The sequence below is a fragment of the Streptomyces sp. NPDC059224 genome, assembly GCF_042754285.1.
Classification (GTDB): domain Bacteria; phylum Actinomycetota; class Actinomycetes; order Streptomycetales; family Streptomycetaceae; genus Streptomyces.
On record NZ_JBHZAN010000006.1, the window covers coordinates 196607 to 218981 of the forward strand.

A 22375-nucleotide genomic window follows, 5' to 3' on the forward strand; every position below is an offset into this window, starting at 1 on the left:
CCGGGGCCGGGCTTCGCGGATGATGGTGGTCATGCGTATCCGTATCGAGGCCGTCGACCTGCCCGGCCGCGTCCGCCCGGCTCCCGCGGGCGGCGAGGGCCCGGTGTTCGCCGACGTCCATGTCGCCGTGCAACGCCGTGACCGTCCGGGCGAGCTCCTCGAACCGCATCCGGGCGACGCCGCGTCCGTGACGTGGACCCTGGAGTGCGCCGCGGCCGTCACACCCGACGGCGTCGATGTGACGGGTCCGTACGTGCAGCACCGCCTCGGCCGCCGGTTCATCTACCTGTCCTGGTGCACGCTCGACGACTCGGGCGTCTTCACCATGTTCCGCCGTGCCAAGCTCATGCTCGACGCCGTCCCCGCCGACGTGCTCGCCGCCGCCGCGCACCACGGCCTGCTGGTCGGGCGTCTCGGCCTGACCGACGCCGCCGGCGGCCCCCTGTGCGCACGCGTCGAGCCTCCGCACATCACCTGGACCGCGGGCCCTTCCTCGTGAGCGCGAGGGGGCATGCGGGGCCCCGGTCGGTGCGGTGTCCGGATTGCGGGCGTCGGCGGCGCCGGTCCGACGCGCCCGGGAAGCCGTCGCGTTGACACCCGTCGCCGCCGGACGTTGACTGGCGGGGCGGCCACGGGCTCTGAAGGGCGGCGTGGGCCGGGGCTCGGGAGTCTGTGACAGGCCGTCGGGAAGGCGCGGGGCGCCTCCGGGCGGTGATCCCCTCGCAAACGGAAGCGGTACACATCACGATGTACGACCAGACACGCGCCCAGCAGCCCGCTGACCGGCCTCCGGGCTCGGGCGGACATCGCGCCTCGGGACCGGAGCCGCTGCTCCCGCCGGAGGAGCGGGACGAGATCGTGCGCCGCCTCGGGCATGCCGTCAACACCTTCGCGGACACCCCGCGCGAGGCTCTGGAGGAGGCTGAAAGCGCCTTCGACGAAGCCGCCGCCCAGCTGGCGAAGGCCCTGGCGGAGGCGCGGCAGGTCCTCCGCGCCGGCTGGCAGGACCAGGATCCCGAAGCGGACTCCGCCGAACACCGGATCGCGCTGCGGCAGTACCGGGAGCTCACCCAACGGCTGCTGCGCACGTAGGCGGCAGGTTCCGCCGGCCCGTTCGCCGCCCTCCTCGCCGTGCGGGGCCGCCGGGTCACCGCATCACGGAGGAGGAGGGCCTCCGGTCCGGACGTGAAGGCGGTGCCCCGGCTCGGCGATCAGCCCCAGGGTGTGGTCTGCGGCACACGTCCCGGGAGCTGGCCCCGGCCCGGCGGCACGGTCCACACCGGCGGGGTGGTGGTCGGTTGCTGAGCGGGCTGGTTCGACGAGCCCGGGGCCTGTGCGGCTCCGTTGGCCCACAGCTGGTCGACGCGGGCGCGCTCGGTGGCGTCCGGGGTCCGGTTGGTGCAGGACGGGCCGGGGCCGCCGCCCGACATCAGCTCGCTGCACGGCCCGCTGTAGTCGTCCGGCAGGCCCAGCACGTGTCCGGTCTCGTGGGTGACGACGCGGACCGAGTCGTTCTGCCGGGTCTGGGAGTAGTCGAGGAAGATGTAGCCGCTTCCGTGGCCGTTGGTGGAGGCGTAGGAGCCGCGCGAGTCGTTGCCCTCGTAGTAGGAGAAGTCGGCACCGCTCGACGCCGCCTGGAGTTTGACGTTGGACTCGGAGCTGTTCCATATCGAGGCAGCGCTCGATATCTGCGAGGCGAAGCTCGGTGCGTGGGAGGCGTCGTAGTAGACGGTCACCGCCTGCCCGGCGGGCTGGGCGGCACTCTTCTCGGCGACGGACTTGAGCACGGCCTCGAAGAACGCCTTGTTGTTCGCTTCCTCGTTGGTCGACCCGTCGTACCGCGCCTTGGAGGTGCCGGCGGGGGCGGACGGGGTGGCGGCCGTCTGGGCGCTCGCCGGCACCGCTGCGCCCAGCGCACTGGAGGCCAGGCCGAGAGCGAGAGCGAGGAGTCTCGCGGACGTTCGGGACGACTTCATGTGGGGGGCTCCTACTCACTCGGTGACGCCGAGCGCCCGGTGCGCCGTCGACTCTGCGCGCCTACCGGTACCGAACTGCGGCGACGTCCTGTGGGTCGACATTCTTAGGACCGCTTTACAGGGAGCGCAAAGGGTCCCCACCACTACGCAGCCTCGTAGGTCCCGGGACCTCGCCGGGGCGGTGTTCGGGTCTCCGGTCCGCACATGGCGGCGGGAGGAGGACCTGTCGCGACGTCAGAAGCCTTACGGCGTGCGGCAGTGGGCGTGCGGACCGCCGAGCGGGGAAGCCGGGACGTGTGCGCGGGATTACATCCGGGCCAAGACGGACAAATGCCTAGATGTCCGCCACGTCATATCTACTAAGCGTGCCGGTAGATTCGTGAAGGCCTGTGACCGACGTCATAGATCAGGAGTATTTGTTTCTTCGTCGGGGCCCGGTGTCCTCTCTCGGAGAGGTCGAACCGGTCGTCACCTTCGGGGCGTCCTGCCTGTTCCTTCCCGGGGAACACGTACTCGTCCAGGACCAGGACGTCGACGGTGAACCGCAACGCCCGCGGCACGATGAGGTAGTCCTCCGCGCCCCGGAAGGTGACGTGGAACACGCCCGCCGCGATCGCGACGGGCAGGGGCGCGGACAGGGCGACGAGGCTGACGACGGTGCCGGCCAGGGTGGAGCCCACGATCGGGATCATGTCCGTCAGGGCCGTGAAGATCCCCGGCGCGGCGGCGTACGGGACGCCGGTGGCCACGCACCAGTCGAAGGTGGCCGGCCCGGCGATCCCGAGGCGGCGAGGCTGCCGGGCATGAACCTGCCTGTCCGGTTCATGGTCTCCAGACGCCCGACCGTCGACCGAGGGTCGTGGACCTGCTGCAGCCGGCCCGGTACGGCGTCGACCGGCGCGGAGACCTCCTTGGCCACCGGCGGGACGACCAGTGCCAGGAAACCGCCGGGCACCACGACGAACCCCGTCGGCACGATCGCGACGGCCGGCCGCGCCTGAGGCCTCGGCGCGTGAACCACACGAGGAGCGGTTCCAGGCTGATCGCGATGAACACGGCCGGCAGCAAGGCCGGCATCGAACTCACCCGCAGGACCGTCTGGACGGGCAGCCGTGCCAGGCTCGCCGCCAGGCCCGGCGCGAACCCACGGTCACCCACGAGCGCGCGGCGAACCGGCCCACCACGCACCGCGGTTGGACGGCCCTGAGGGACTCGGCCGGCCGGCTGCCGTCCTCGGCGCACACGACCGCAGGGGTGGGTGTGGATTCAGGTCACCATCGGTACCAGCGTCCGCGGCCACCTCCGGCGTTCGTGGAACGCATCACGAATCCGAGCAGCCACAGCACCAGCACGGCTATGGCCACCCACCACAGAATCTTGACGGCGAACCCGGCGCCGAAAAGGATCACTGCGAGAAGCAGAACAAGAAGCAAGGGAACCATGATTAACGACCTCCTTGCCGCTCCGAGTGCCCCGCTATTTCACCGCTACTCACCATCACTTCCTTGTTTGTGAAGAGAAAGCGCGGGAAGGGGCGGCCACTGAATCGGCGGGCGGAATGGCCGGGGAAAGTCGATTTGCCGGGTCGCTCATGAAAGGGGCGAGTACGGGTAAACGAAGAACCGAAGAACCGAAGAGCCGAAGAGCCGAAAGGCCGAAGAACCGGAAAGACAAGGACGACCCACGGGAAGAGTTCTATGGTCACCCCGCTGAAGAACCGGGCATCGGACGAACAGGAACCCGCGGCACCCCTGCGGTACAGCACCGCCTGGGAGACGACGGACGCGTCGGTCGCCGACGCCCGGGCGGCCGTGCGCGCGCTGCTGGCCCGCGCCGGCCACCACCCTGCCCACCGGCCGAGTCAGGACGCCCAGCTCATCGTCAGTGAACTGGTCACCAACGCGCTGCGCCACGCGCCCGGCCCGGGCGGTCTGGCGCTGGAGGTGTCACCCGACGCCGGCGTGCTGCGCATCGCGGTGCGCGACGGTTCCCCGCACCCACCCGAACTGCACGCCCACGACGCGTGCCGGGTCGGCGGGCACGGCCTGCACCTGGTCGTCCGGTTGTGCGGCGGACTGCACACCGTCGTACAGGGCGCCGGCAAACAGGTCGTCGCGCACCTCCGACTGCGCCGGCCGGCGACCTCGTGAGCTCGCGGGCGGGAACTCCCGGCCGGGGAGTTCCCACCCGCGAGTCCTCAGCTGAGCATGCCTTCGCGCAGGCGGGCGAGGGTACGGGACAGGAGCCGGGAGACGTGCATCTGGGAGATGCCCAGACGCTCGCCGATCTGGGCCTGGGTGAGCTCCTCCATGAACCGCATGTGGATGATCTGCCGCTCACGCTCGTCGAGTTCGGCGATCAGCGGGGCCAGGGTGTGGAAGTCCTCCACCAGTTCCAGCCCGGTGTCCTCGGCGCCGATGAAGTCCTGCAGCGCGCTTTCGCCGTCCTCGCCGCCGCTGATCGCGGCATCCAGGGAGGAGGAGTTGTAGCCGTTGGCGGCCAGCCGGGCCTCGCGCACCTCGTCCTCGGGCAGGCTCATCAGCTCCGAGAGTTCCCTGACCGTGGGAGTGCGGTCCAGGCGGCTGCGGAGTTCCTCGGTGGCGCGGGCGAGCTGGACACGGGCCTCCTGGAGCCGGCGCGGGACGTGCACCGCCCAGGTGGTGTCGCGGAAGAAGCGCTTGATCTCGCCGACGATGTACGGCACGGCGAAGGAGGTGAACTCGACCTCGCGGGAGATCTCGAAGCGGTCGATCGCCTTGATCAGGCCGATCATGCCGACCTGGACGATGTCCTCCATCTCCTCCGCCCCGCGGCTGCGGAAGCGGCCGGCCGCGAAGCGCACCAGGGACATGTTCATCTCGATCAGCGTGCTGCGGGCGCAGCTGTATTCGGGCGTGCCCTCCTCCAGCACCGCCAGCCGGTCGAAGAACAGCTTCGACAGCGCCCGTGCGTCCTTCGGCGCGACCTTGGACGGGTCCGCTATCGCGGGAACGTCCGCCGTCTGCTGGGCGGTCTCAACGGTCGTCGTCGGCATGATGGGCCCTCCCGGTCGATCACCATCGTCCTCGCCGGGTCCGTCGCCCGGCAAGCCCGCGCCTACCCCGGGTTCCGACCGGCATGCCTCGGTGGCGAACCCGGTTGGAACGGCCCGGTCCTCAGACGGTGAAACGGTCGGGATCGGCGGCCGCCCAGTCGGCGGCCCAGGAGGCCGGCGGGCCGTCGAGCAGCTGCCCCGGCGCGAGCCACTCGTACAGCTCCGCGAAGGAGCGCTCGGTGCCGGGGTCCACCCGCCGGCGGAGCATGTGCGGGGCCAACTGCCCGGGATCGGTGACCCCCATGGACGCCATGATCTGCAAGGCGGCGGCCACGGTGGCCTCCTGGAAGCGCTGGACGCGTGCCGTCTTGTCGGGGACGTCGAGGGCGCGGGCCCGGCGGGGGTCCTGGGTCGTGACGCCGGTGGGGCAGGTGTTCGTATGGCACCTCTGTGCCTGGATGCAGCCGACGGCGAACATCATCGCCCGCGCGGAGTTGCCGTAGTCGGCGCCCTGGACCATGCGTTTGACCAGGTCGCTGCCGGTGGCGATCTTGCCGCTCGCGCCGATCCTGATCCGGTCGCGCAGCCCCGTGCCCACCAGGGCGTTGTGCACGGTGTGCAGGCCCTCGGTGAGCGGGGTGCCCACATGGTCGGCGAACTCCAGCGGCGCCGCCCCGGTCCCGCCCTCGGCGCCGTCCACCACGATGAAATCCGGTGCCGTGCCCTCCTCCAGCATGGCCTTGCACACGGCCAGGAACTGCCGGCGCGAGCCCACGCACAGTTTCAGCCCGGCGGGCTTGCCCCCGGCCAGCTCGCGCATGCGGGCGATGAAGAGCACGAGTTCGCGCGGGGTGGAGAACACCTGGTGGTACGGCGGGGAGACCACGGTCCGGCCCTCGGGCACGTCCCGGACCCGGGCGATCTCGGCGTTCACCTTGGCACCCGGCAGGACGCCGCCGATGCCGGGCTTGGCACCCTGCGACAGCTTCAGGGACACGCACTTGACGTGATCGTGGGCGGCCTTCCCGGTGAACTCGGCCGCGTCGAACCCGCCCTTGTCGGTACGGCAGCCGAAGTACCCGGTGCCGATCTCCCAGACGAGGTCGCCGCCCGGACGGAGGTGGTACTCGGAGAGTCCGCCCTCGCCGGTGTCCTGGGCGAAACCCCCGGCCGCGGCACCCCCGTTCAGCGCGAGGACCGCGTTGGCGGAGAGCGAGCCGAAGCTCATCGCCGAGACGTTCAGCAGCGCCATGTCGTAGGGACGGCCGCAGTCCGGTCCGCCGATCCGCACCCGCGGCGGGGCTTCCGGTACCGGGCACGGCGCCATCGAGGGGACCAGGAACTCGTGACCGGGCCGGTACACGTCCCGTTCGGTGCCGTAGGGCTCCTCGGCGTCGGTGCCCTTGGCCCGCTCGTAGACGATGCTGCGCACGTCCCGGTCGAAGGGGCGCCCGTCGTAGTTCCGCTCGATGAAGTACTGCTGCAGCTCCGGGCGGACGCGCTCCAGGAGGAACCGGGCGTGGCCGAGGACCGGATAGTTGCGCAGCACCGTGTGGCGGCGCTGCACCAGGTCCCGGACGCCGACAGCGCCCACGCAGGCGAGCGGGACGGCCGCGAACCACCAGTAGGGCGAGAGGCCGGCCGCCGCGGCCACCGCCGCGACGGCCGCCACCAGGATCAGGACGATGATTCCGACGCGTGTCACACCTGGCGGATTGCCCGGTTGGCGGGAGCCATGCGCGAGGGCCGGAACCCGAACCGGCGTCCCGTGCCCCGGGATGGCCCTGTCCTTCGGGGGCAACCGGTAGGGCATGGCTACTGGATCGGCAACGGCAGACGGACGCGCTCGGGCCCGACGAGCGGCGAACAGCAGAGCGGTCGCGGTGGCGGCCCGGGCGGGCTTCGCGGCCCGCGGGGTCATCTACGCGCTGATCGGCGTGCTCTCCTTGAGGATCGCCTTCTCCGGCGGGGGCGAGCAGGCAGACCGGGGCGGCGCGATCGCCGAGATCGCCCAGAAGCCCTTCGGCACCGTGCTGCTGTGGCTGCTCGGCATCGCCCTGGCCGGGATGGCCCTGTGGCGGCTGTCCGAGGCCGCCTTCGGGCAGGCGGGCCCCGACGGCGACAAGCCGGGCAAGAGGGCGATGGCCGCGGGCCGTTGCGTCTTCTACGGATTCGTCACCTACTCCGTGCTCTCGTACGCGGCCGGGGACGAGAGCAGCGGCAGTGGGAGTTCCGACCGCAACTCCCAGGACGTCACGGCGAAGGCGCTGGACTGGCCGGGCGGGCAGTGGATCGTCGGCGTCGCGGGTGCGGCGGTGACCGCCGCGGGCGTCTGGATCGCCGTCCGGGCCGTCATGCGCAAGTTCGAGAAGCATCTCAAGATGTCGGAGATGTCGGAGAAGGTACGTAAGGTCGTCTCCTTCTTCGGTGTCTTCGGCGGTACGGCCCGGGGCGTCGTGTTCGCCACCGCGGGCGGCTTCGCCATCGCCGCGGCCGTCCAGCACGAGCCCGGCAGGGCCAAGGGGACGGACGACACCCTGCGGACGTTCGCCGGCACCCCCGCGGGCCCCTGGCTGCTGGCGCTGATAGCGGTCGGCCTCATGGCCTTCGGGGTCTTCTCCTGGGCCAACGCGCGCTGGCGCAAGGTCTGACGGGCGAGGGGACGTCCGGCGGTGTGCCGGTCACGGGGCGGAGGTGGCTGCCGCCACGCCGGCCGGCTCCGGCCGGCGCACCCGGCTCCGGCCGCGGCGCAGCAGAGGGCGTTCCAGCAGGGCGTACGAGGCGAGGGCCGCGACGAGGGTGGCCAGGAGGCCGACGGGGACCAGCGGAGCGCCGCGCACACCGAGGTCGTGGAGCAGCCGGATGACGGGGTAGTGCCACAAGTACATCCCGTAGCTGAGGTTGCGCCCGACCCACGCGGGCGCGGACAGCGACAGCAGGCGGGAGAGCCGCGACCGCGGGCACAGCTGCAGTGCGGCCACCACAGTGGCCGACAGCACGGCCGCGACCAGGAATCCGGCCGTGTACCAGACCGGGCTCCACCCGTTCGTCTCGGTGATCGGGATCCGCCAGGCGATCAGCACCAGCAGCACGGCCGCGGGCCGGCAGAGCCGTCCGGCCCATCGGCGCAGCAGCGCCAGGCGGGGGTCGTCGGCGCGGAGCCGGGCCAGCACGAGGGCCAGCAGGGCACCGACGAGGAGCTGGTCGGCGCGGGTGTCGGGGCCGTTGTAGATGCGGTGCACCGCCGCGGGATCCCACAGGACCGTCCGCCACAGCACCGGCAGCACGCACAGCGCCGTGACCCAGCCGAGCACCGCACGCGGCGCCGAGCGCCGGAGCAGCGCCAGCACCAGCAGCGGCCAGGCCAGATAGAACTGCTCCTCCACCCCCAGGGACCAGGTGTGGCCGAGCGGCGCGGTGAGGTCCGGCGAGGTCGCCGACGCCCCGGCCCGTACGAGATTGACCGCCGAACCCGCGGCCAGCACCGCCGCCACCCACGTGCCGCGGAACAGCGGCAGCGGGAGGGCCAGGGACAGCAGGGCGGTGAGCGCGCACATCACCAGCAGGGCCGGCATCAGCCGCAGCCACCGCCGCCGGTAGAACGCCCACAGCCCGATCCGGCCGGTGCGGGCGTACTCGGCGACCAGCAGCCGGGTGATGACGAAGCCGCTGATGGTGAAGAACACGTCCACGCCCACCGAGCCGCCGGGCACCAGGTCCGGCCGCACGTGATACACGATCACCAGCACCACCGCGACGGTCCGCAGTCCGTCGATCCCCGCGACCCGCCCGCCACCGTGCAGCGCCGACGAGAAGCCCCGTCCGCCGGTTCCCTCCGCTGCGCCCCGTCCGGCCGCGGAGGGTACGAGCGGCGGCGCCGCTCGCACGTCAGATCTGTACCGGGTGGCCTCGTCCGCGGTGCTCCGATGGAGGGTGCTCATGATGAGCCGCGTCTGCCCCGGCGATCCGGGATCACACCATTTCGCCTGTTCCCCGCAGGTCAGCGCCGCTCTGCGGCCGCTGTCGCTACGGTGGGGCACGTGAGTCTGGAACCGGGACGGCGTCTGCTGTGGTACGGGTCGGGGGTGCTGGTGACGAGTGTGCTCGGCTCGGCGGTGGCGCTGGAGGTGGGGACCGGTTCGGCCGGGCGGCCGTGGGTGGCGGCGGCCCTGGTCGTGGTCCAGGTCTGTGCCTTGTCGCGGGTCCTGCGCAGCCCGGCCACCGTGCTCGCCGTGACGATGGTGACGGGGCTCGCGGTATGGGCGCTGTCTCCCGCGGTGAGCCTGACGGGCGCGTTGCTCGCCGCGCAGATCGCGCTGTGCGTGCTGGTGGCGACCCGGCCCGGGCGGATCTCCCGGTGGGGCGGGACGGCGATGTGCGCGCCGGCGCCGCTGGCGCTCCTGGCCGGCGACCGGCTCGGTGTGCCGCTCTATCTGCTGGCCGTGGCCCTGGCCTGGACGGCCGGTGAGCTGTACCGGACGCGGCGGGCCAGGGCGGCGGCCGAGACGCGGCGGGCGGTGGCGGAGGAACGGGCCCGCATCGCCCGCGACGTGCACGATGTGGTCGCGCACACGGTGTCCGTGATGGTGATCCAGGCGAGCGCCGCCGAGGACGGGTTCGCGGCCCGTCCCGAACAGGCCCGGCAGGCGCTGCGGGACATCGAGGCCGTGGGCCGCTCGGCGCTGACCGAACTGCGGTGGCTGCTCAGGGCGTTCCGGGACGACGCGCAGGAGGACGGGCCCGGTCGGGGGCCGGTGGGGCTGGGCCGCCTCGACGAACTGGCGGACGCGGTGCGCGCGGCCGGTCTGTCGGTGGTCGTACGGCGCGACGGTCCCGGGGAGGTTCCCGCGGGGAGCGGGCCGCCGGCGGCCGTGGATCTCACGGCGTACCGGATCGTCCAGGAGGCGCTCACCAACGTCCTGCGCCATGCCGCCGACGCCGACGAGGTGCGGGTGTCGGTACACCTCGGCGCGGCGGCGCTGGACATCGAGGTGGCCGACAACGGCCGGCCGACGGCGCGGACGCGGGCGGCCGTGCCGGCGGGTTCGGGGAACGGCCTGACGGGCATGCGGGAACGCGCGGCGCTGCTCGGCGGCAGCCTCCGGGCCGGTCCGCTCGACGGCGGCGGATGGAGCGTGCGCGCGACACTGCCCACCGGTGGCGCGGGACCGGCCGTGGGGGGCTCGTCGTGACGATCCGTGTCGTGGTGGCCGACGACCAGGCCCTGGTCCGCACGGGCTTCCGTATGATCATCGACGCCCGGGACGACCTGGAGGTCGTCGGCGAGGCGGCCGACGGCGACGAGGCGGTCCGGCTGGTGCGCCGGACGCGGCCGGACGTGGTGCTGATGGACGTCCGGATGCCGGTCCTGGACGGCATCGAGGCGACCCGGCAGATCGTGGCCGACGGCGGTACCGCCCGGGTTCTCGTACTGACCACGTGGGATCTCGACGAACACGTCCTGGCCGCGCTGCGGGCCGGAGCCTGCGGATTCCTGCTCAAGGACATCCGGCCCGCCGAACTGGTCGACGCCGTCAGGGGCACGGCACGCGGCGACCTGCCGCTCGCGCCGAGCGTCACCCGCCGCATGCTCGACCGGCTGCTGCGCACCGCGCCCCGCGTACGCCCGCCCGAGGGGCTGGAGAGCCTGTCGCGGCGGGAGACCGAGGTGCTCACGCTGGTCGGGCAGGCGCTGTCCAACGCCGAGATCGCCCGGGAGCTGGACCTGTCGGAGGCCACCGTCAAGAACCATGTCTCCGCGGTCCTGCGCAAGCTGGGGCTGCGGGACCGGGTCCAGGCCGTCGTCGCGGCCTACGACTGCGGACTGGTCCGGCCGCGCCGCCCCTGACGTCATCCCTGAGGAGGAGCCCGGCGATCACTCCACCCTGCCGCCCAGTGCGAGTCCCTCCCCGGGGCCGATCAGCGACGGCCGGGACGGGCCTAGCGTCGGTGGTATGACCGACGCGCTGCCCTACCGGATGTATCTGCTCGCCCACGACGGCTCGGCCCGGGGCCCTTTCGACCGCCGCCGGACGGGGTTCCTGATCCGGGCCGCCGTACTCGTCGAGCTCGCCCTGCGCGGGCACGTCGTACAGGGCGACGACGGCGCCGTCCGGGTGGCCGCGGCCGGACCGGCCGGGGACCCGGTGCTGGACGCGGTCCTGCGGGAGGCCGCCGACGCCCCGCACGGCTGGGGGGCCCTGGTCCGGCGGCATCGCGGATCGACGCTGCGGGCCGTGGAGGACCGGCTCGCCGCGGACGGCCGGGTCACGCTCGACGAGCGCAGGGGGCCGTTCTCCACCCGCCGGGTGACCGTGGCGGACCCGGCAGCCGTCCAGGCGCTCACCGGCCGGGTCTCGGCCGTCCTGCGCGGCGGCGGCCCGGTCGCCGAGGCCGGTCTCGCCGACGCCGCCCTCGTGGCGCTGTGCGCGGCGGGCGGGGTCCCGTCCGTCGCCCCGCGCCGGGAGGCCCGCGTCCACCGGGCCCGGGTCGACGCCCTCACCGGCCGGCTCGGCTCGCTCGCGCCGGGTCTGGAGAAGGCCGTACGCGGACTCCGCACCACCGTGATCGCCGCGCAGGGAGGCATGGGCGGCGGCTGAGCCACGACCAGGGAAGGACCGCACCGTGACGGGGGAAACGATGGGAAAACCAATGACGGTACGAGCACTGACCGCGGCCCTGGCGTGCCTGGCCGCGGTCTGGACCGCGGCGCCCGCACGGGCCGCGCTGCCGGCGGCGCCACCCGCGCCCGTCGTACAGACCCGCGACGGCGCCCTGCGCGGCAGCGCCGAGGACGGCTACCGCACCTTCCAGGGCATCCCCTACGCGGCCGCCCCCGTCGGCGACCTGCGCTGGGCCCCGCCCCGGCCGGCGTCCCCGTGGACGGGTGTACGGGACGCGACCCGGCCCGGCAGTGCCTGCCCGCAGCAGGCCGGCGAGGTACCCGGCGGCAGCACGGACGAGGACTGCCTCCACCTGAACGTGACCGCGCCCGCGGGCACCTCGCCCCGGACGCCGAAACCCGTGATCGTGTGGCTGCACGGCGGAGGGTTCACCACCGGGGCGGGCAGTTCCTACGACGCCCACCGGCTGGCGGTGCGCGGCGACGCCGTGGTGGTCACCGTCAACTACCGCCTGGGCGCCCTGGGTTTCCTCGGCCACAGCGGACTGCCCGGCTCCGGCACCTTCGGACTCGCCGACCAGCAGGCCGCGTTGCGCTGGGTGCGAGGGAACATCCGCGCGTTCGGCGGTGACGACCGCAACGTCACCCTGGCAGGTGAGTCGGCCGGCGGCTTCAGCGTCTGCGCCCAGCTCGCCTCGCCCTCGGCCGCGGGCCTGTTCGACCGCGCGATCATCCAGAGCGGGCCCTGCACCGGCCGGCCGGAGCGCCCCTTCGCACCCTCCGCGGCCCCCCTGTCCACGGTGCGGGCGGCCGGGGCACGGCTGGCGGCCGAGGTGGGCTGCGCGGCCGCCAGCTCCGCGCTGGCCTGCCTGCGGCACGTGAGCGTCTCCCGGCTGCTCGCCGCGCAGGACACCGACCAGCAACCCGCCTACGGAACACCGCTGCTGCCCGACGACCCCGGTCCGGCCCTGGCGCGAGGACGGTTGAACCGGGTGCCGGTGCTGATCGGCAGCAACCACGACGAGGGCAACGGCTGGGCCGCCGGAATCATCCAGGCCGGCAACCCCGTCACCCCGGAGACCTGGCCCGACACCGTGGCCGCCTTCTTCCCCGATCCGGCGCGGACGGCGGCGATCGTCCGCACCTACCCGGTCACCGGATCCGACGGCGGCCCGGTGTTCGGAGCGGTCATCGGCGACAGCAACTTCGCCTGCCCCACCCTGCGCACCGCCACCCTGCTCGCCGGCCACGTCCCGGCGTGGCGGTACGAGTTCGCGGACGAGCACGCTCCCCCGCTCACCCCGGGCACACCGCCGTTCCCGCTCGGCGCACCGCACGCGAGCGAACTCCCTTACCTGTTCGACCTGGGCGGCCGTCCCCGGACCATGACCCCGGCCCAGCACCGCCTGGCCGACCTGATGATCGACTACTGGTCCGGCTTCGCGCGCACGGGCGACCCGAACGACGTCTCCCCGCCGGCCGCGGCCCCGCCGTCCTGGCAGCCCGGCGCGGTACAGTCCCTGGCCCCCGCCCACACCGGTCCGGCACCCACCGCGACCCGCCACCACTGCGCGTTCTGGGCGCTGCCGTGACCGCCGGCACCGGACAGGACACCGTCACCGGCCTCCGGGCTGTGGCGACGATGCTGGACTACGCCGTTCAGGCCGCCGTCCGCGGACCGGCCCGGCGCGGGGGACGGTGAGCCCCGCAGGCCCGCGGCGGCCGCCACGGGCCGATGCCGTGCGGGGAGTCCTCGACGTCCAGGCAGTCGCCGGGCGGGACGCCGATCCGCGCGGCCGCGTGGAGGTGGGCGGGTGGAGGTGGGCGCGGTGTGCGGGATCCATCGGCCGCCCGCGGCGCGGACTTGAGACCCGGCGCGGCGGCGCGTGCGGCAGGACGCTGCACACGCGTCCACCCGGAGTGCGCCGGCGCGCACCGGCGCCCCCCTACGGCTCACCCGATGGTTCACCAGGCAAGGGCGTCCTCGGCGTTGTCCTGCCAGTAGGTCACGGTGGCCGCGCTGTTGAAGAAGACACCGCCGCCCGGCAGCGTCAGGGTCTTCTCCTTGCCGGCCGCCCCGCCGTTGCGGTCCGTGAAGAACACGCCCAGGGTCTTCTCCTTGGCGCCGCCCTCGCCCTCGGGGGAGGACGTCGTGATGCCCGCGTACGCGGACTTGCCGGGCTCGAGCGTCACCACGGCCTGCGGAGTGGTCTCCTCGGCCCAGGCGAGCGGTGCCTGGGCGTCGGCGCCGGCCCGCAGGAAGGGGGCGATGTAGGCGTAGCAGGGCTTGGTGCCGGTGTTGGTGGCCTTGAGCAGCAGGTGGTTTATCGGGCGGGACACCTCGGTGACGGTCAGCTTGGTGTTCGCCGTGGTGCAGGTGACGACCGGGGCGGCCTTCTCGGCGGTGGCGGCCGAGGCGGTCTGCTCGGTGGCCTGGAAGCCGACGAGCGCGAGGGCGGCGGCCACGACCAGGGAGGAGGCGGCGGCGCGGGAGGCGATACGGGTGGCGATACGCATGAGTGGGCTTCTTTCCGTGGATATCCGGGAGTTGACGTGCTCGGACGGCCACAGCCTGTGCCGGATGTCGTCCCATCCGCCACGACTCACCGCAGGTCAGGGAAGCTGGAACGCTCACACCGCCCCTGAACTGCGCAAACGCGAGCTTCCTGGAACGCCGGACGGGACGCGGCACGGTGGCGAACGGCTCTGTCTCCCGAGCGGCAGGCCCTACTCTGATCCCCGTGAGGCAGACGGGAGCTGGGAAGGACGATCGGCGATGACGCCCCTGAGTACCGGGGACCCGGAGTCCATAGGCGGGTACACCCTTCTCGGCCGGCTCGGGGCGGGCGGCATGGGAGTCGTCTATCTGGGGGTCTCCGCCTCGGGACGGCAGGTCGCGGTCAAGCTGGTGCGCGGGTCGTATGCCGAGGAGGAGGAGTTCCGGACCCGATTCCGGCAGGAGATCGCGGCGGCGCGCAGAGTGAGCGGCGCCTTCACGGCTCCGGTCGTGGACGCAGACCCGGACGCCGAACGGCCGTGGATGGCGACGCTCTACGTGCCGGGGGCCAACCTCGCCGAAGTCGTCGAGAAGGAAGGGCCGCTGGGCCCGGGGGAACTGCGCGCGCTGGGGCTGGGGCTCACCGAGGCGCTGCGCGACATCCATCGGGCGGGCCTGGTGCACCGGGACCTCAAACCGCGCAACGTCCTGATGACCGAGGACGGGCCGCGCGTCATCGACTTCGGAATATCGCGGGCCGCAGACAACCAGAGTCTCACCACGACCGGGCGGATGATCGGCACTCCGCCCTTCATGTCGCCGGAACAACTGGCCGCTCCCCGGGACGTCACGCCGGCCTCGGACGTGTTCTCGCTCGGGTCGCTGCTGGTGTTCGCGGCCGTCGGTACGGGACCGTTCGACGCCGACAGCCCGTACATAACCGGCTATCAGGTGGTGCACGGCACCCCGGACCTGGGCGGGGTGCCCGAAGCGTTCCTGGACGTCGTCCGGGGCTGCCTGGACAAGGACCCGGCCGCCCGGCCGGACCTGACGGACATCCACCGCATGCTCCGGGCGCTGCCGGAGTCCGGCACCGCCGGGGCGGCGGCGACCGGCACCGGGCGGTCCGTGCACCCCGGACACCGCACCGCTTCCGGGGCCCCGGCGACCCCCTCGGCGAGCGCGTCGCCTCCGCCCGGGGCCGGTACCGGCCCCGGGCGGAGCCGACGGGGCCGGATGCTGCTCACCGCTCTCGCCGCGGTGCTTGCCCTCACGGGACTCTGTGTCGGGGTGGGTGTCCTCGTCTCCGCTCCGGACGCTCCCGCCGGCTCCGGGACCGCCGGCGCCCGTGCCGCGTCCCTGCCCGACGGCTGGCGGCCGTGGCGCACGAAGCTGCGGTACGACGTGCGGGGCGTCCCTCTCGACTACGACGACCCCGGCTGCGTGGCGGAGGGGAGCGCCCTGTTCTGCGGCGGTACGGGGTTCACGGCCGTCAGGATCGACGCGGCCACCGGCCGTACCGGGTGGCGGACCGGCACCCGCCCTCAGGGGGCGCGGCCGATCGGCGTCCGCGACGGGCTGGTCTACGTGTACGAGGATCCGGACGACCGGACCAGGCGCGTGGTGGCCCTCGACGCCGCCACCGGGCACCGGCGGTGGCAGCGCGACATCAGCAAGTCCGAGCAGGCGGTCCTCTACGACGGCGGGTTGCTCACCCTGGCTCCCGACTACTCGTCGTTCGTCGCCTACGGGCCGTCCGGCAAGGAGCTGTGGCGGGCGCGCTCGCTGGACGAGTACTGCACGCCGTCGGTGCTGGGCGGCGCCCCCTACGCCCTGTGCTCGGAGGGCACCGAGGCCGGCCAGGCCCCGGTCGGGCTGATGAAGCTCGGCCCCGGCAGCCTGACCGAGAGGGCCACCCTGCCCGAGAAGTCCGAAGCGCTCGGCGCCGTCGACGGACAGCCGCTGTTCCTCGCCCCCCAGACCGCGAAGGACGTCTACGAGGCCGGGTACGAACGGCCGTACAACGCGTTGCTGCGGGTGGCCCCGGACACCGGGCGGGTCAGTCGGACACCGCTGGCGCGTCCGCTGGCCGGCGCGGCCACCCTGGTGGACGGCGTCGTCTACTTCGTCCGGTCCGACGGGCTGGTCACCGCGGTGTCGGCGGACAGCGGCCGACAGCTGTGGCAGAAGGTCACGGACGTGGAGAGCCTCTCCGCGCCCGCGGTGTCGCGGACGTACGGACGGGTCTACTTCGCCAACCGCTTCGGCCGTCTGCTGGCGCTGGACAGCCGCACCGGGGCGGCGCTGTGGCGCACCTCCGCGCTGGCGGACCCCGGGGACAAGGCGCAGGACCACCCGCCGTCCGTGCTGCTCGTAAAGGACGCGATCGTGGCGACGGCCGGGGACACGGCCTTCTCCCGGAGCCCGGACAGCCCCAGCTGACCCGTCCTCAGCTGCGGGGAGGTTCGCAGAGGTCGAGGATCTTGGTGAACGGTCTGCGGAGCAGTACGGCCACCGGTGCCGTGTCCTCCTCGGCGTAACGGGCGACGGCGGCGCGGGCGACGGAGGTGTCCGCGGACGGGTCCCGTCCCTCGAGGAGGGCTTTCAGGGCTCGCGCGGTGGCCTCGGCGACCGGGAGGAGACCGGTGCGGGCCCGGGTGAGAGCCGCGGTGGGACCGTCGCGCGCGGTGAAGAAGTCGACCTCGGTGGCCAGGGCGAGGAGATGGGGGGCGGCCAGGGCGGCGCGGTCGATCCGGTCGCCGAGTTCGGCCACCTCGCTCCGGTGCCGCCGGCGCAGCGGATTGAACCGCATGGCCTTCTCCGCGTCGCGGGCCTGCTGCCCGTAGCTCCGCAGCCTGGCCGCCTCCGCCAGGGTGTACGTCCGGTTCGCGTAGGCGGCCTCCGGTGAGCCGATCGCACGGGTGCCGCGGACCAGGCCCGCCGTCAGATCGGCCGCGCACCGGCGCGCCAGCGCCGCCGCCTCCCGGCGGGGGTCGCGCGGCCAGAGCAGCGGGCCCAGGACCGCGGTGATCGCGCCGCCCAGCGCGTTCTCCCACAACCGGGCGAAGCCGTAGGACTCCGGCGAGGGGTTGGCGAAGACCAGCAGCGAGGTCACCGCTACCTGCACGTTCAGTGTCGTGCCGGAACTGATGACCGTCCCGCACAGCAGGGCGAGGCCGATCACGACGGCGAGGACGGCCGTGGTCGGCCGGAAGAAGTGGACCACGGTGACGCCCAGGGCCACGCCGGCCAGCACGCCGAGGATCCTCAGCAGCAGTGCCGTCAGGGAGGAGGCGGAATCGCCGCGCAGGCACAGCAGCGGCACGATGGCGGCGAACACCGGCGGCTGATCGGCACCGGCCCACAGCGCGGCCTGCCAGCAGATCACCGCGATCACCAGGATCCGGGCCGCCGTCGGCCCCTGCGCCGAGAGCCTGGAGCGCACCCGCGTCCACGGCGAAACGCCAGTCACCCGCTCACCATAGGCACACACCGGGCCCCGGCGCCCTGCGGTGCCGACGCCCCCCGGGCTACCGTCTCGCTTCGGGCTGAAGGGGCTGACGGGATCTCAGGGGAGGGTCCTGCACGGTCTGCTGCTGTGTCCGTACGTAGCCGTAGACGGCCGAGGCCAACGCCAGCAGGAGCAGCGGTGCGGACACCCACGGGTACCTGGCCATCTCCGACGGCAGCCAGCGGTACGACACCAGGAGCGCGGTGAAGACCGTCGCGCCGTAGGCCGCGAACCGGAGTCCCCGCCGGTCCCAGCCACGGTCGAACGAGCGCAGCGTCGCCTCGACGGTCAGCGTGAACACCACGCCGGCGATGAGGTCGACGCCGTAGTGGTAGCCGAATCCGAGCGTCGCGGTGAGGGTGGCGACCAGCCAGAACGCGCCGGCGAAGCGCAGCACGCGCGGGCCGCTCCGGGAGTGGATGAAGATCGCGACGGCCCACGCCGTGTGCAGGCTGGGCATGCAGTTGCGCGGGGTGAAGGCGTCGAACGGCATGGGGTGCGGGGGATCGACCGGCGGCATGGTGCGGGGCCACAGGTCCGCCACCTCCCAGTGGCCGACGTCGTGGCCGTGGCCGCCGACCGGTGCCTCCGGCCACAGGCTGACCGAGGCCCAGTGCTCGACACCGGTGCCGTAGGCGAAGACCGGCCCGACCACCGGGAAGATCATGTAGATCGCCGGCCCGAGGAGACCGATCACCAGGAAGGTGCGCACCAGGTGGTGGCGGGGGAAGCGGCGTTCGGCCGCCACATGGCGCAGTTGGTACAGGGCGACGACGACCGCGGCCACGGCGAGCTGGCCGTAGACGATGTCGAGCAGGTTGAAGCCCACCGGACCGGCGGCCGTGACGATACGGCCCACCAGCCACGACGGGTCGCCCAGCGCGTGATCGGCCGTGGCCACGTACTGGTCGAGTACCGTCGGGCGGGTCTTCGAGGTGAGGAGCAGCCAGGTGTCGCCGGTCTTGCGGCCGGTCACCAGGAGCAGGCCCAGCCCGACGCCCTTGAGCAGCAGGACCCGTTCGCCGCCGGTGCGGCGGGTGACCGCGACGACGGCGGTGCCCAGGATCACCCACAGCGCGCCGTTGCCGAAGGGATGCCCGTCGCTCACCTGGATGCCGAGCGCCCAGCGGCCGGCCGCGATGACGACGTCGATGCCGACCGCGGCCGCGACGGCGACGGCGCGTTGCCGCCAGGTGAGCACCGTCATCATCAGCGCCATGCCGGCGTACAGCAGGAAGCCCGACTTGGGGGCGAAGACCACCTCCCGCGCCTGGTTGGTCAGCGGCCCCGGCAGGCCGTAACGTCGTGCCGCGATCTCCATGGCCAGGAGGAACCCGAGGACCGCGACACCCGCCACGGCCCAGGGTCTCGCCCCGGGACGACGCCAGAGGGAGAGCGGCGTTCCGTTGCTCGTTCGCGAAGGAACCCGCGGTGGTATGGATCTCAATTTCCGGCCGATTCGCTAGACGACGACACCTGCCCGATCGGGGAAGACGGAGGGAGCACCCGCCGGGTTCCGGTCTCGTTCAGGAAAGACCTCCGGATTGTTCACCCTCGGGTCTGTCCGGGGCCAGAGGCCCCGTGCCCCTTCGCGAGATCTCTGACCGCGCCGCAGCGGTGTCCGGACACGCGGATCGACCCGCCGGCGGGGTGTGGCCGGCGGGCCTGGGCGTCGCGCGGCGTCCCGGACGGGGGGCGGACCGGGCGGGGGCGGACCGGGCGGGCGGGGTACCCTCAGCGCGCCGGTCCGCCGCCGGGCCGCCGGCTCAGGGCGTGACGATGACGAAGTCCGGGTCGGGTGTGCCCAGGCGGCCGACGAGTTCGGCGATCCGGCCCGTGTCCCCGGTGATCCCGACGGTGTCGCGGGCCGCCAGGCCGGCCGGGGCGACCGTGCCGAGCAGGAGGGCGCGCAGGTCGGCCTCGGTGAGGGTGATCTCGACGTCCGGACCGGCCGCGGCCGGTCCGGTGCCGGTGACGTGGGTGAGGACGCCGTTGCGCAGCCGCATGGTCACGGTCTCGCCCTCGGCGATGTTCCAGCGCACGGCGACATCCACGTCCCGGCTGCCCGGGCCGTCCACCCGGATGGCGAGCGCGTCGAAGAGCTGCTCCAGGGAGAGTGCCGCCAGCACGTCGGGCGAGGCGCTGACGGTGGGCGTGCCGACGGAGCCGTTGCGCAGTTCGTGGGCGCCCATCAGGTAGAAGTTGCGCCAGGTCCCGTTCTCGCTGCCGTGGCCGAGCTGTTCGAGGGCGTCGGCCTGGAGCCCGCGGGCCTCCGCGTGGTCCGGGTCGGCGAACACGACGTGCCCGACGGTCACCGGGCGGTCGCCGCGGTGGGCGCGGTACAGGGCGAGGGCGGCGGCCGCGGTCTCGGCGCACAGCAGTGTGTCGATGACGAGGATCCCCCGCTCGCCCTCGACGATCGTCATGTTGGACAGGTCGAAGCGCCGGACCTGGTAGATGCCCTCGGTGACCTCGAACAGCCCGTGGTCCGAGCAGAGCCGGCTCTGCCGCCACGGGCTCGGGTTGGCCGTGGCCGGGCACTCCCCGTCCAGGAACCCGTAGGCGTCGAGGTCCCAGACCGTACGGCCCTCGGCGTCCTTGACGACGTTCTCCGCGGCGGTCCCCGGGAAACCGCGCCGCGCGTCCCGCAGGTCCCGGGTGTCGTCGAACGGGAAGCGGTCCACGACGGCGGCGTTGGCCCGCTGGACGGCCGGTTCGGCGGGCTTGGCCTCGGCGACCTCGGGCATCGGCGGCGTCTCCTCCGGGGGCGGCGGGATACGGGCCGGCGCCCCTGCGCGGACGCGGCCACCCTCACCCGCCCCGCCCCGCCCACCCGCACGAGCGGACCGGCACCGTACGGGTGAGAGGCGGTCGCGGGTCAGAACCGCGGGGCCCTGGCCCCCGCCGCGGTCAGGACGAACTGGGCGTAGGAGTCGGCGTTCATCAGGGCGCGCCGGCCCATGGCGTACCAGTTGGGCTGCCGGTTGGAGTCGTTGTTCCCGCCGCTGTACGTGGAGGGGTCCCGCAGGGCGCGCTTGGCGAGCGTGGTCGCGTCGCTCGCCGCCGCCGCCTCGGGCGCGACGGCGGCCATGTCGGCGTTGAAGCTCTCCTCCTGCAACTCCGAGTCGCGCGGGCTGTACTGGTAGTCCAGCGTGCCGGCGAACCGGTGCGTCGCCTCGTGGACGACGTACCAGGCGTTCTGGCCCTCGTTCGTCAGGTTGATCGGGCCGCTGCGGCCGGTGTCCAGTGTCGGGAGCTCCTCGCTCCTGTGCTGGTCCGGGTTGGTCACGCGGCTGTACACGTCGTGCCAGGAGGAGCCGACCCACCCCGCGACTCCGCGGGGCACGCTGCCCTCGCCCACCAGGGCGATCTCCGCGCCCTGCGCGTTCAGCCCGGCCTGGATGCGCCGTAGGACCTCGACGATCCGCGGCAGGAAGGCGGCGACCTGCTCCGGCGTCGCGGCCCGGAACGCGGGGAAGCCCGACTGGAGCGCCGTCAGCAGCCGGCCGCCCGGCGTGTCCCCCGCCGACGTCAGCAGGCCGAGAGCCGTCGCGATGGCCTGCTTGGCCTCGACCAGGGCCCGGCGGGTCCGGGTCTCACGCTGCGGGTACTCCCGGTCCGGGATGGTGCCCTTCCTGGAGAACCTCGCGTTAGCGCTGCTGTGCACCTGCTGCGTCGCGTCGTCGTAGACGTCCCCGTGCCGCGGTGTCCCGGGGTTGGCGATGCCCAGCTGGGCGGCGGTGCGGACGTCGTCCCGGTCGGCCCTGTTGCGCCAGCGGGTCTCCTGGCCGGAGCGGGGGTCGCTGAAGCTGGCGGCCTGGTCGAACTCCCACACCGCCCGCTGGACCGCCGGGCCGTCCTGGGGGACGGCGTCCGCCGCCGGGGCGACCGCGCGCTGCGTGACGGCCGACGGCGCGGTGGCCGCGCCCGCCGCGAAGGCGGCGCCGTCGGCGGCGGCCGCGCGCTCCGAGCCCTGCCCCGGGTCGGTCACCGTGACACCGGCGCCGTTGTCGTTGCCCGTCTCGCGGATGCCCCGGAGGTTCTTGTCGAGGTGACTGGTCTCGTGGGCGAGGATCTCGGTGTCGCCGACGGCCGACGAGCCGAGGAAGATGTGGCTCCCGATCGTCATCGCCTGCGCGCCCAGCGCCGCGGTCGCGCGCTGGGCGGTCGCGTTGTCGTGGACGCGGCCCGCGGAGAGGGCGTCGTTGCCGTAGAACGACTTCGCCCTGGCGAGGAAGGGGCCCGGGAGCGGGCTGCCCGGCGTCGCCATCGCGGCGGCGATGAGGCTGCGATGCCCGGCGCTCTCCTGGTCGTCCCCGCTGCGCTGGACGGCCGTGTCCGGGTGCGCGCATCCGGGGCCGTGCCGGTGCTGCTCCTGCTGCCGCTCCTGCTCGACCATGCGGGCCACCGCGGTGTTGCCCGCCGTCTGCTGGAGGTCCAGCATCCGCTGGACCAGCGCACCGGGCCGGGTCACGCGCTGGGCGGTGTCCCGTTCGTCCGACGACCGGTCCCGTTCTGCCCGCGCGTGCATGAAGTTCCCTTCGCCCCCGTACGACTTGCCGTCCCATCCTCACCGGAACCCCGCCCCCGCCGACAGGTCCCCGAGGGCAGTCCCGGGGGCAGCCGCCGGGGTCTCACCCGGTGTGTCAGCCTGCTCCTGGTCTTCGTCCTGGACCGTCCCTTCGCAGGCGACCTGAGCGTCAGTCCCGCCCCGTACCGGGAGGGCGCCCTCGCC

21 protein-coding genes are annotated in these 22375 nt (G+C 73.5%); 10 read left to right on the forward strand and 11 right to left on the reverse strand.

Annotation, left to right across the window (positions count from 1 at the left end; all coding sequences use genetic code 11):
• Nucleotides 1–19 precede the first annotated feature (19 nt).
• Entirely contained in the window at nucleotides 20–499 is a 480-nt protein-coding gene (locus tag ACFXI4_RS08600) for a DUF5990 family protein (RefSeq protein WP_384989028.1), read from the forward strand.
• A gap of 248 nt (nucleotides 500–747) precedes the next feature.
• Nucleotides 748–1092, forward strand: coding sequence for a hypothetical protein (locus tag ACFXI4_RS08605; protein ID WP_384988977.1), 345 nt, complete (start codon nucleotides 748–750; stop codon nucleotides 1090–1092).
• A gap of 119 nt (nucleotides 1093–1211) precedes the next feature.
• Here the strand turns inward: ACFXI4_RS08605 and snpA are convergent, their stop codons facing one another.
• On the reverse strand, nucleotides 1212–1976 hold the full coding sequence (snpA, locus tag ACFXI4_RS08610) for a snapalysin (protein ID WP_384988978.1): 765 nt from the start codon (nucleotides 1974–1976) through the stop codon (nucleotides 1212–1214).
• Between the two features lie 359 nt (nucleotides 1977–2335).
• Entirely contained in the window at nucleotides 2336–2725 is a 390-nt protein-coding gene (locus tag ACFXI4_RS08615; protein WP_384988979.1) for an AI-2E family transporter, read from the reverse strand.
• A 54-nt stretch (nucleotides 2726–2779) separates the two neighbouring features.
• Here ACFXI4_RS08615 and ACFXI4_RS08620 point away from each other — a divergent pair, with 54 nt between their 5' ends.
• Nucleotides 2780–2977: a hypothetical protein gene (locus ACFXI4_RS08620; RefSeq protein WP_384988980.1), complete on the forward strand. Its 198-nt coding sequence runs from the start codon at nucleotides 2780–2782 to the stop codon at nucleotides 2975–2977.
• Nucleotides 2978–3247: 270 nt separating this feature from the next.
• Here the strand turns inward: ACFXI4_RS08620 and ACFXI4_RS08625 are convergent, their stop codons facing one another.
• Entirely contained in the window at nucleotides 3248–3418 is a 171-nt protein-coding gene (locus ACFXI4_RS08625) for a hydrophobic protein (RefSeq protein WP_362728084.1), read from the reverse strand.
• 255 nt (nucleotides 3419–3673) lie between these two features.
• Between ACFXI4_RS08625 and ACFXI4_RS08630 the strand changes: the two genes are divergently transcribed.
• Nucleotides 3674–4126, forward strand: coding sequence for an ATP-binding protein (locus tag ACFXI4_RS08630; RefSeq protein ID WP_362728082.1), 453 nt, complete (start codon nucleotides 3674–3676; stop codon nucleotides 4124–4126).
• 47 nt (nucleotides 4127–4173) lie between these two features.
• Here the strand turns inward: ACFXI4_RS08630 and ACFXI4_RS08635 are convergent, their stop codons facing one another.
• Nucleotides 4174–5010, reverse strand: a complete 837-nt coding sequence (locus tag ACFXI4_RS08635; RefSeq protein WP_362728080.1) for an RNA polymerase sigma factor SigF — start codon at nucleotides 5008–5010, stop codon at nucleotides 4174–4176.
• A gap of 121 nt (nucleotides 5011–5131) precedes the next feature.
• Nucleotides 5132–6715 (reverse strand): FMN-binding glutamate synthase family protein, encoded by a 1584-nt coding sequence (locus ACFXI4_RS08640; protein ID WP_384988981.1) that lies wholly within the window; start codon nucleotides 6713–6715, stop codon nucleotides 5132–5134.
• A gap of 106 nt (nucleotides 6716–6821) precedes the next feature.
• On the opposite strand from ACFXI4_RS08640, the gene ACFXI4_RS08645 reads away from it, so the two are divergent.
• A complete protein-coding gene (locus ACFXI4_RS08645; protein WP_384988982.1) occupies nucleotides 6822–7661 on the forward strand; it encodes a DUF1206 domain-containing protein in 840 nt (279 codons plus the stop codon).
• Nucleotides 7662–7691: 30 nt separating this feature from the next.
• On the opposite strand, the gene ACFXI4_RS08650 is transcribed toward ACFXI4_RS08645, so the two are convergent.
• Nucleotides 7692–8897 carry an acyltransferase family protein gene (locus tag ACFXI4_RS08650; protein ID WP_384988983.1) on the reverse strand — a complete coding sequence of 402 codons (1206 nt, stop codon included), beginning with the start codon at nucleotides 8895–8897 and terminating at the stop codon, nucleotides 7692–7694.
• Nucleotides 8898–9050: 153 nt separating this feature from the next.
• On the opposite strand from ACFXI4_RS08650, the gene ACFXI4_RS08655 reads away from it, so the two are divergent.
• From ACFXI4_RS08655 to ACFXI4_RS08670, 4 genes are all read left to right on the forward strand, one after another.
• Entirely contained in the window at nucleotides 9051–10202 is a 1152-nt protein-coding gene (locus ACFXI4_RS08655; protein ID WP_384988984.1) for a sensor histidine kinase, read from the forward strand.
• Complete coding sequence (locus ACFXI4_RS08660) at nucleotides 10199–10858, forward strand: response regulator (RefSeq protein WP_384988985.1); 660 nt, start codon at nucleotides 10199–10201, stop codon at nucleotides 10856–10858. Before ACFXI4_RS08655 ends, ACFXI4_RS08660 begins: the two co-directional genes overlap by 4 nt.
• Before the next feature lie 106 nt (nucleotides 10859–10964).
• Nucleotides 10965–11609, forward strand: a complete 645-nt coding sequence (locus ACFXI4_RS08665) for a GPP34 family phosphoprotein (RefSeq protein WP_384988986.1) — start codon at nucleotides 10965–10967, stop codon at nucleotides 11607–11609.
• A 52-nt stretch (nucleotides 11610–11661) separates the two neighbouring features.
• Entirely contained in the window at nucleotides 11662–13224 is a 1563-nt protein-coding gene (locus tag ACFXI4_RS08670; RefSeq protein ID WP_384988987.1) for a carboxylesterase/lipase family protein, read from the forward strand.
• Between the two features lie 373 nt (nucleotides 13225–13597).
• Here the strand turns inward: ACFXI4_RS08670 and ACFXI4_RS08675 are convergent, their stop codons facing one another.
• Nucleotides 13598–14149: a DUF4232 domain-containing protein gene (locus ACFXI4_RS08675; protein ID WP_384988988.1), complete on the reverse strand. Its 552-nt coding sequence runs from the start codon at nucleotides 14147–14149 to the stop codon at nucleotides 13598–13600.
• Nucleotides 14150–14408: 259 nt separating this feature from the next.
• Between ACFXI4_RS08675 and ACFXI4_RS08680 the strand changes: the two genes are divergently transcribed.
• Nucleotides 14409–16571, forward strand: coding sequence for a PQQ-binding-like beta-propeller repeat protein (locus ACFXI4_RS08680; RefSeq protein WP_384988989.1), 2163 nt, complete (start codon nucleotides 14409–14411; stop codon nucleotides 16569–16571).
• Between the two features lie 7 nt (nucleotides 16572–16578).
• On the opposite strand, the gene ACFXI4_RS08685 is transcribed toward ACFXI4_RS08680, so the two are convergent.
• From ACFXI4_RS08685 to ACFXI4_RS08700, 4 genes are all read right to left on the reverse strand, one after another.
• Nucleotides 16579–17601 carry an aromatic acid exporter family protein gene (locus tag ACFXI4_RS08685; protein WP_384988990.1) on the reverse strand — a complete coding sequence of 341 codons (1023 nt, stop codon included), beginning with the start codon at nucleotides 17599–17601 and terminating at the stop codon, nucleotides 16579–16581.
• Nucleotides 17602–17659: 58 nt separating this feature from the next.
• Nucleotides 17660–18997: a phosphatase PAP2 family protein gene (locus ACFXI4_RS08690; RefSeq protein WP_384988991.1), complete on the reverse strand. Its 1338-nt coding sequence runs from the start codon at nucleotides 18995–18997 to the stop codon at nucleotides 17660–17662.
• Between the two features lie 409 nt (nucleotides 18998–19406).
• Nucleotides 19407–20387: an alkyl sulfatase C-terminal domain-containing protein gene (locus ACFXI4_RS08695; protein ID WP_384988992.1), complete on the reverse strand. Its 981-nt coding sequence runs from the start codon at nucleotides 20385–20387 to the stop codon at nucleotides 19407–19409.
• Between the two features lie 131 nt (nucleotides 20388–20518).
• Complete coding sequence (locus tag ACFXI4_RS08700; RefSeq protein WP_384988993.1) at nucleotides 20519–22171, reverse strand: DUF4157 domain-containing protein; 1653 nt, start codon at nucleotides 22169–22171, stop codon at nucleotides 20519–20521.
• Between the last annotated feature and the right edge of the window lie 204 nt (nucleotides 22172–22375).

Bases quoted from the DNA above. Each gene is read 5' to 3' on its own strand.
- ACFXI4_RS08600 (WP_384989028.1), top strand. From the start codon at position 20: ATGATGGTGGTCATGCGTATCCGTATCGAGGCCGTCGACCTGCCCGGC.
- ACFXI4_RS08605 (WP_384988977.1), top strand. From the start codon at position 748: ATGTACGACCAGACACGCGCCCAGCAGCCCGCTGACCGGCCTCCGGGC.
- snpA (WP_384988978.1), bottom strand. From the start codon at position 1,976: ATGAAGTCGTCCCGAACGTCCGCGAGACTCCTCGCTCTCGCTCTCGGC.
- ACFXI4_RS08620 (WP_384988980.1), top strand. From the start codon at position 2,780: ATGAACCTGCCTGTCCGGTTCATGGTCTCCAGACGCCCGACCGTCGAC.
- ACFXI4_RS08625 (WP_362728084.1), bottom strand. From the start codon at position 3,418: ATGGTTCCCTTGCTTCTTGTTCTGCTTCTCGCAGTGATCCTTTTCGGC.
- ACFXI4_RS08630 (WP_362728082.1), top strand. From the start codon at position 3,674: ATGGTCACCCCGCTGAAGAACCGGGCATCGGACGAACAGGAACCCGCG.
- ACFXI4_RS08635 (WP_362728080.1), bottom strand. From the start codon at position 5,010: ATGCCGACGACGACCGTTGAGACCGCCCAGCAGACGGCGGACGTTCCC.
- ACFXI4_RS08645 (WP_384988982.1), top strand. From the start codon at position 6,822: ATGGCTACTGGATCGGCAACGGCAGACGGACGCGCTCGGGCCCGACGA.
- ACFXI4_RS08665 (WP_384988986.1), top strand. From the start codon at position 10,965: ATGACCGACGCGCTGCCCTACCGGATGTATCTGCTCGCCCACGACGGC.
- ACFXI4_RS08670 (WP_384988987.1), top strand. From the start codon at position 11,662: ATGACGGTACGAGCACTGACCGCGGCCCTGGCGTGCCTGGCCGCGGTC.
- ACFXI4_RS08675 (WP_384988988.1), bottom strand. From the start codon at position 14,149: ATGCGTATCGCCACCCGTATCGCCTCCCGCGCCGCCGCCTCCTCCCTG.
- ACFXI4_RS08680 (WP_384988989.1), top strand. From the start codon at position 14,409: ATGACGCCCCTGAGTACCGGGGACCCGGAGTCCATAGGCGGGTACACC.
- ACFXI4_RS08695 (WP_384988992.1), bottom strand. From the start codon at position 20,387: ATGCCCGAGGTCGCCGAGGCCAAGCCCGCCGAACCGGCCGTCCAGCGG.
- ACFXI4_RS08700 (WP_384988993.1), bottom strand. From the start codon at position 22,171: ATGCACGCGCGGGCAGAACGGGACCGGTCGTCGGACGAACGGGACACC.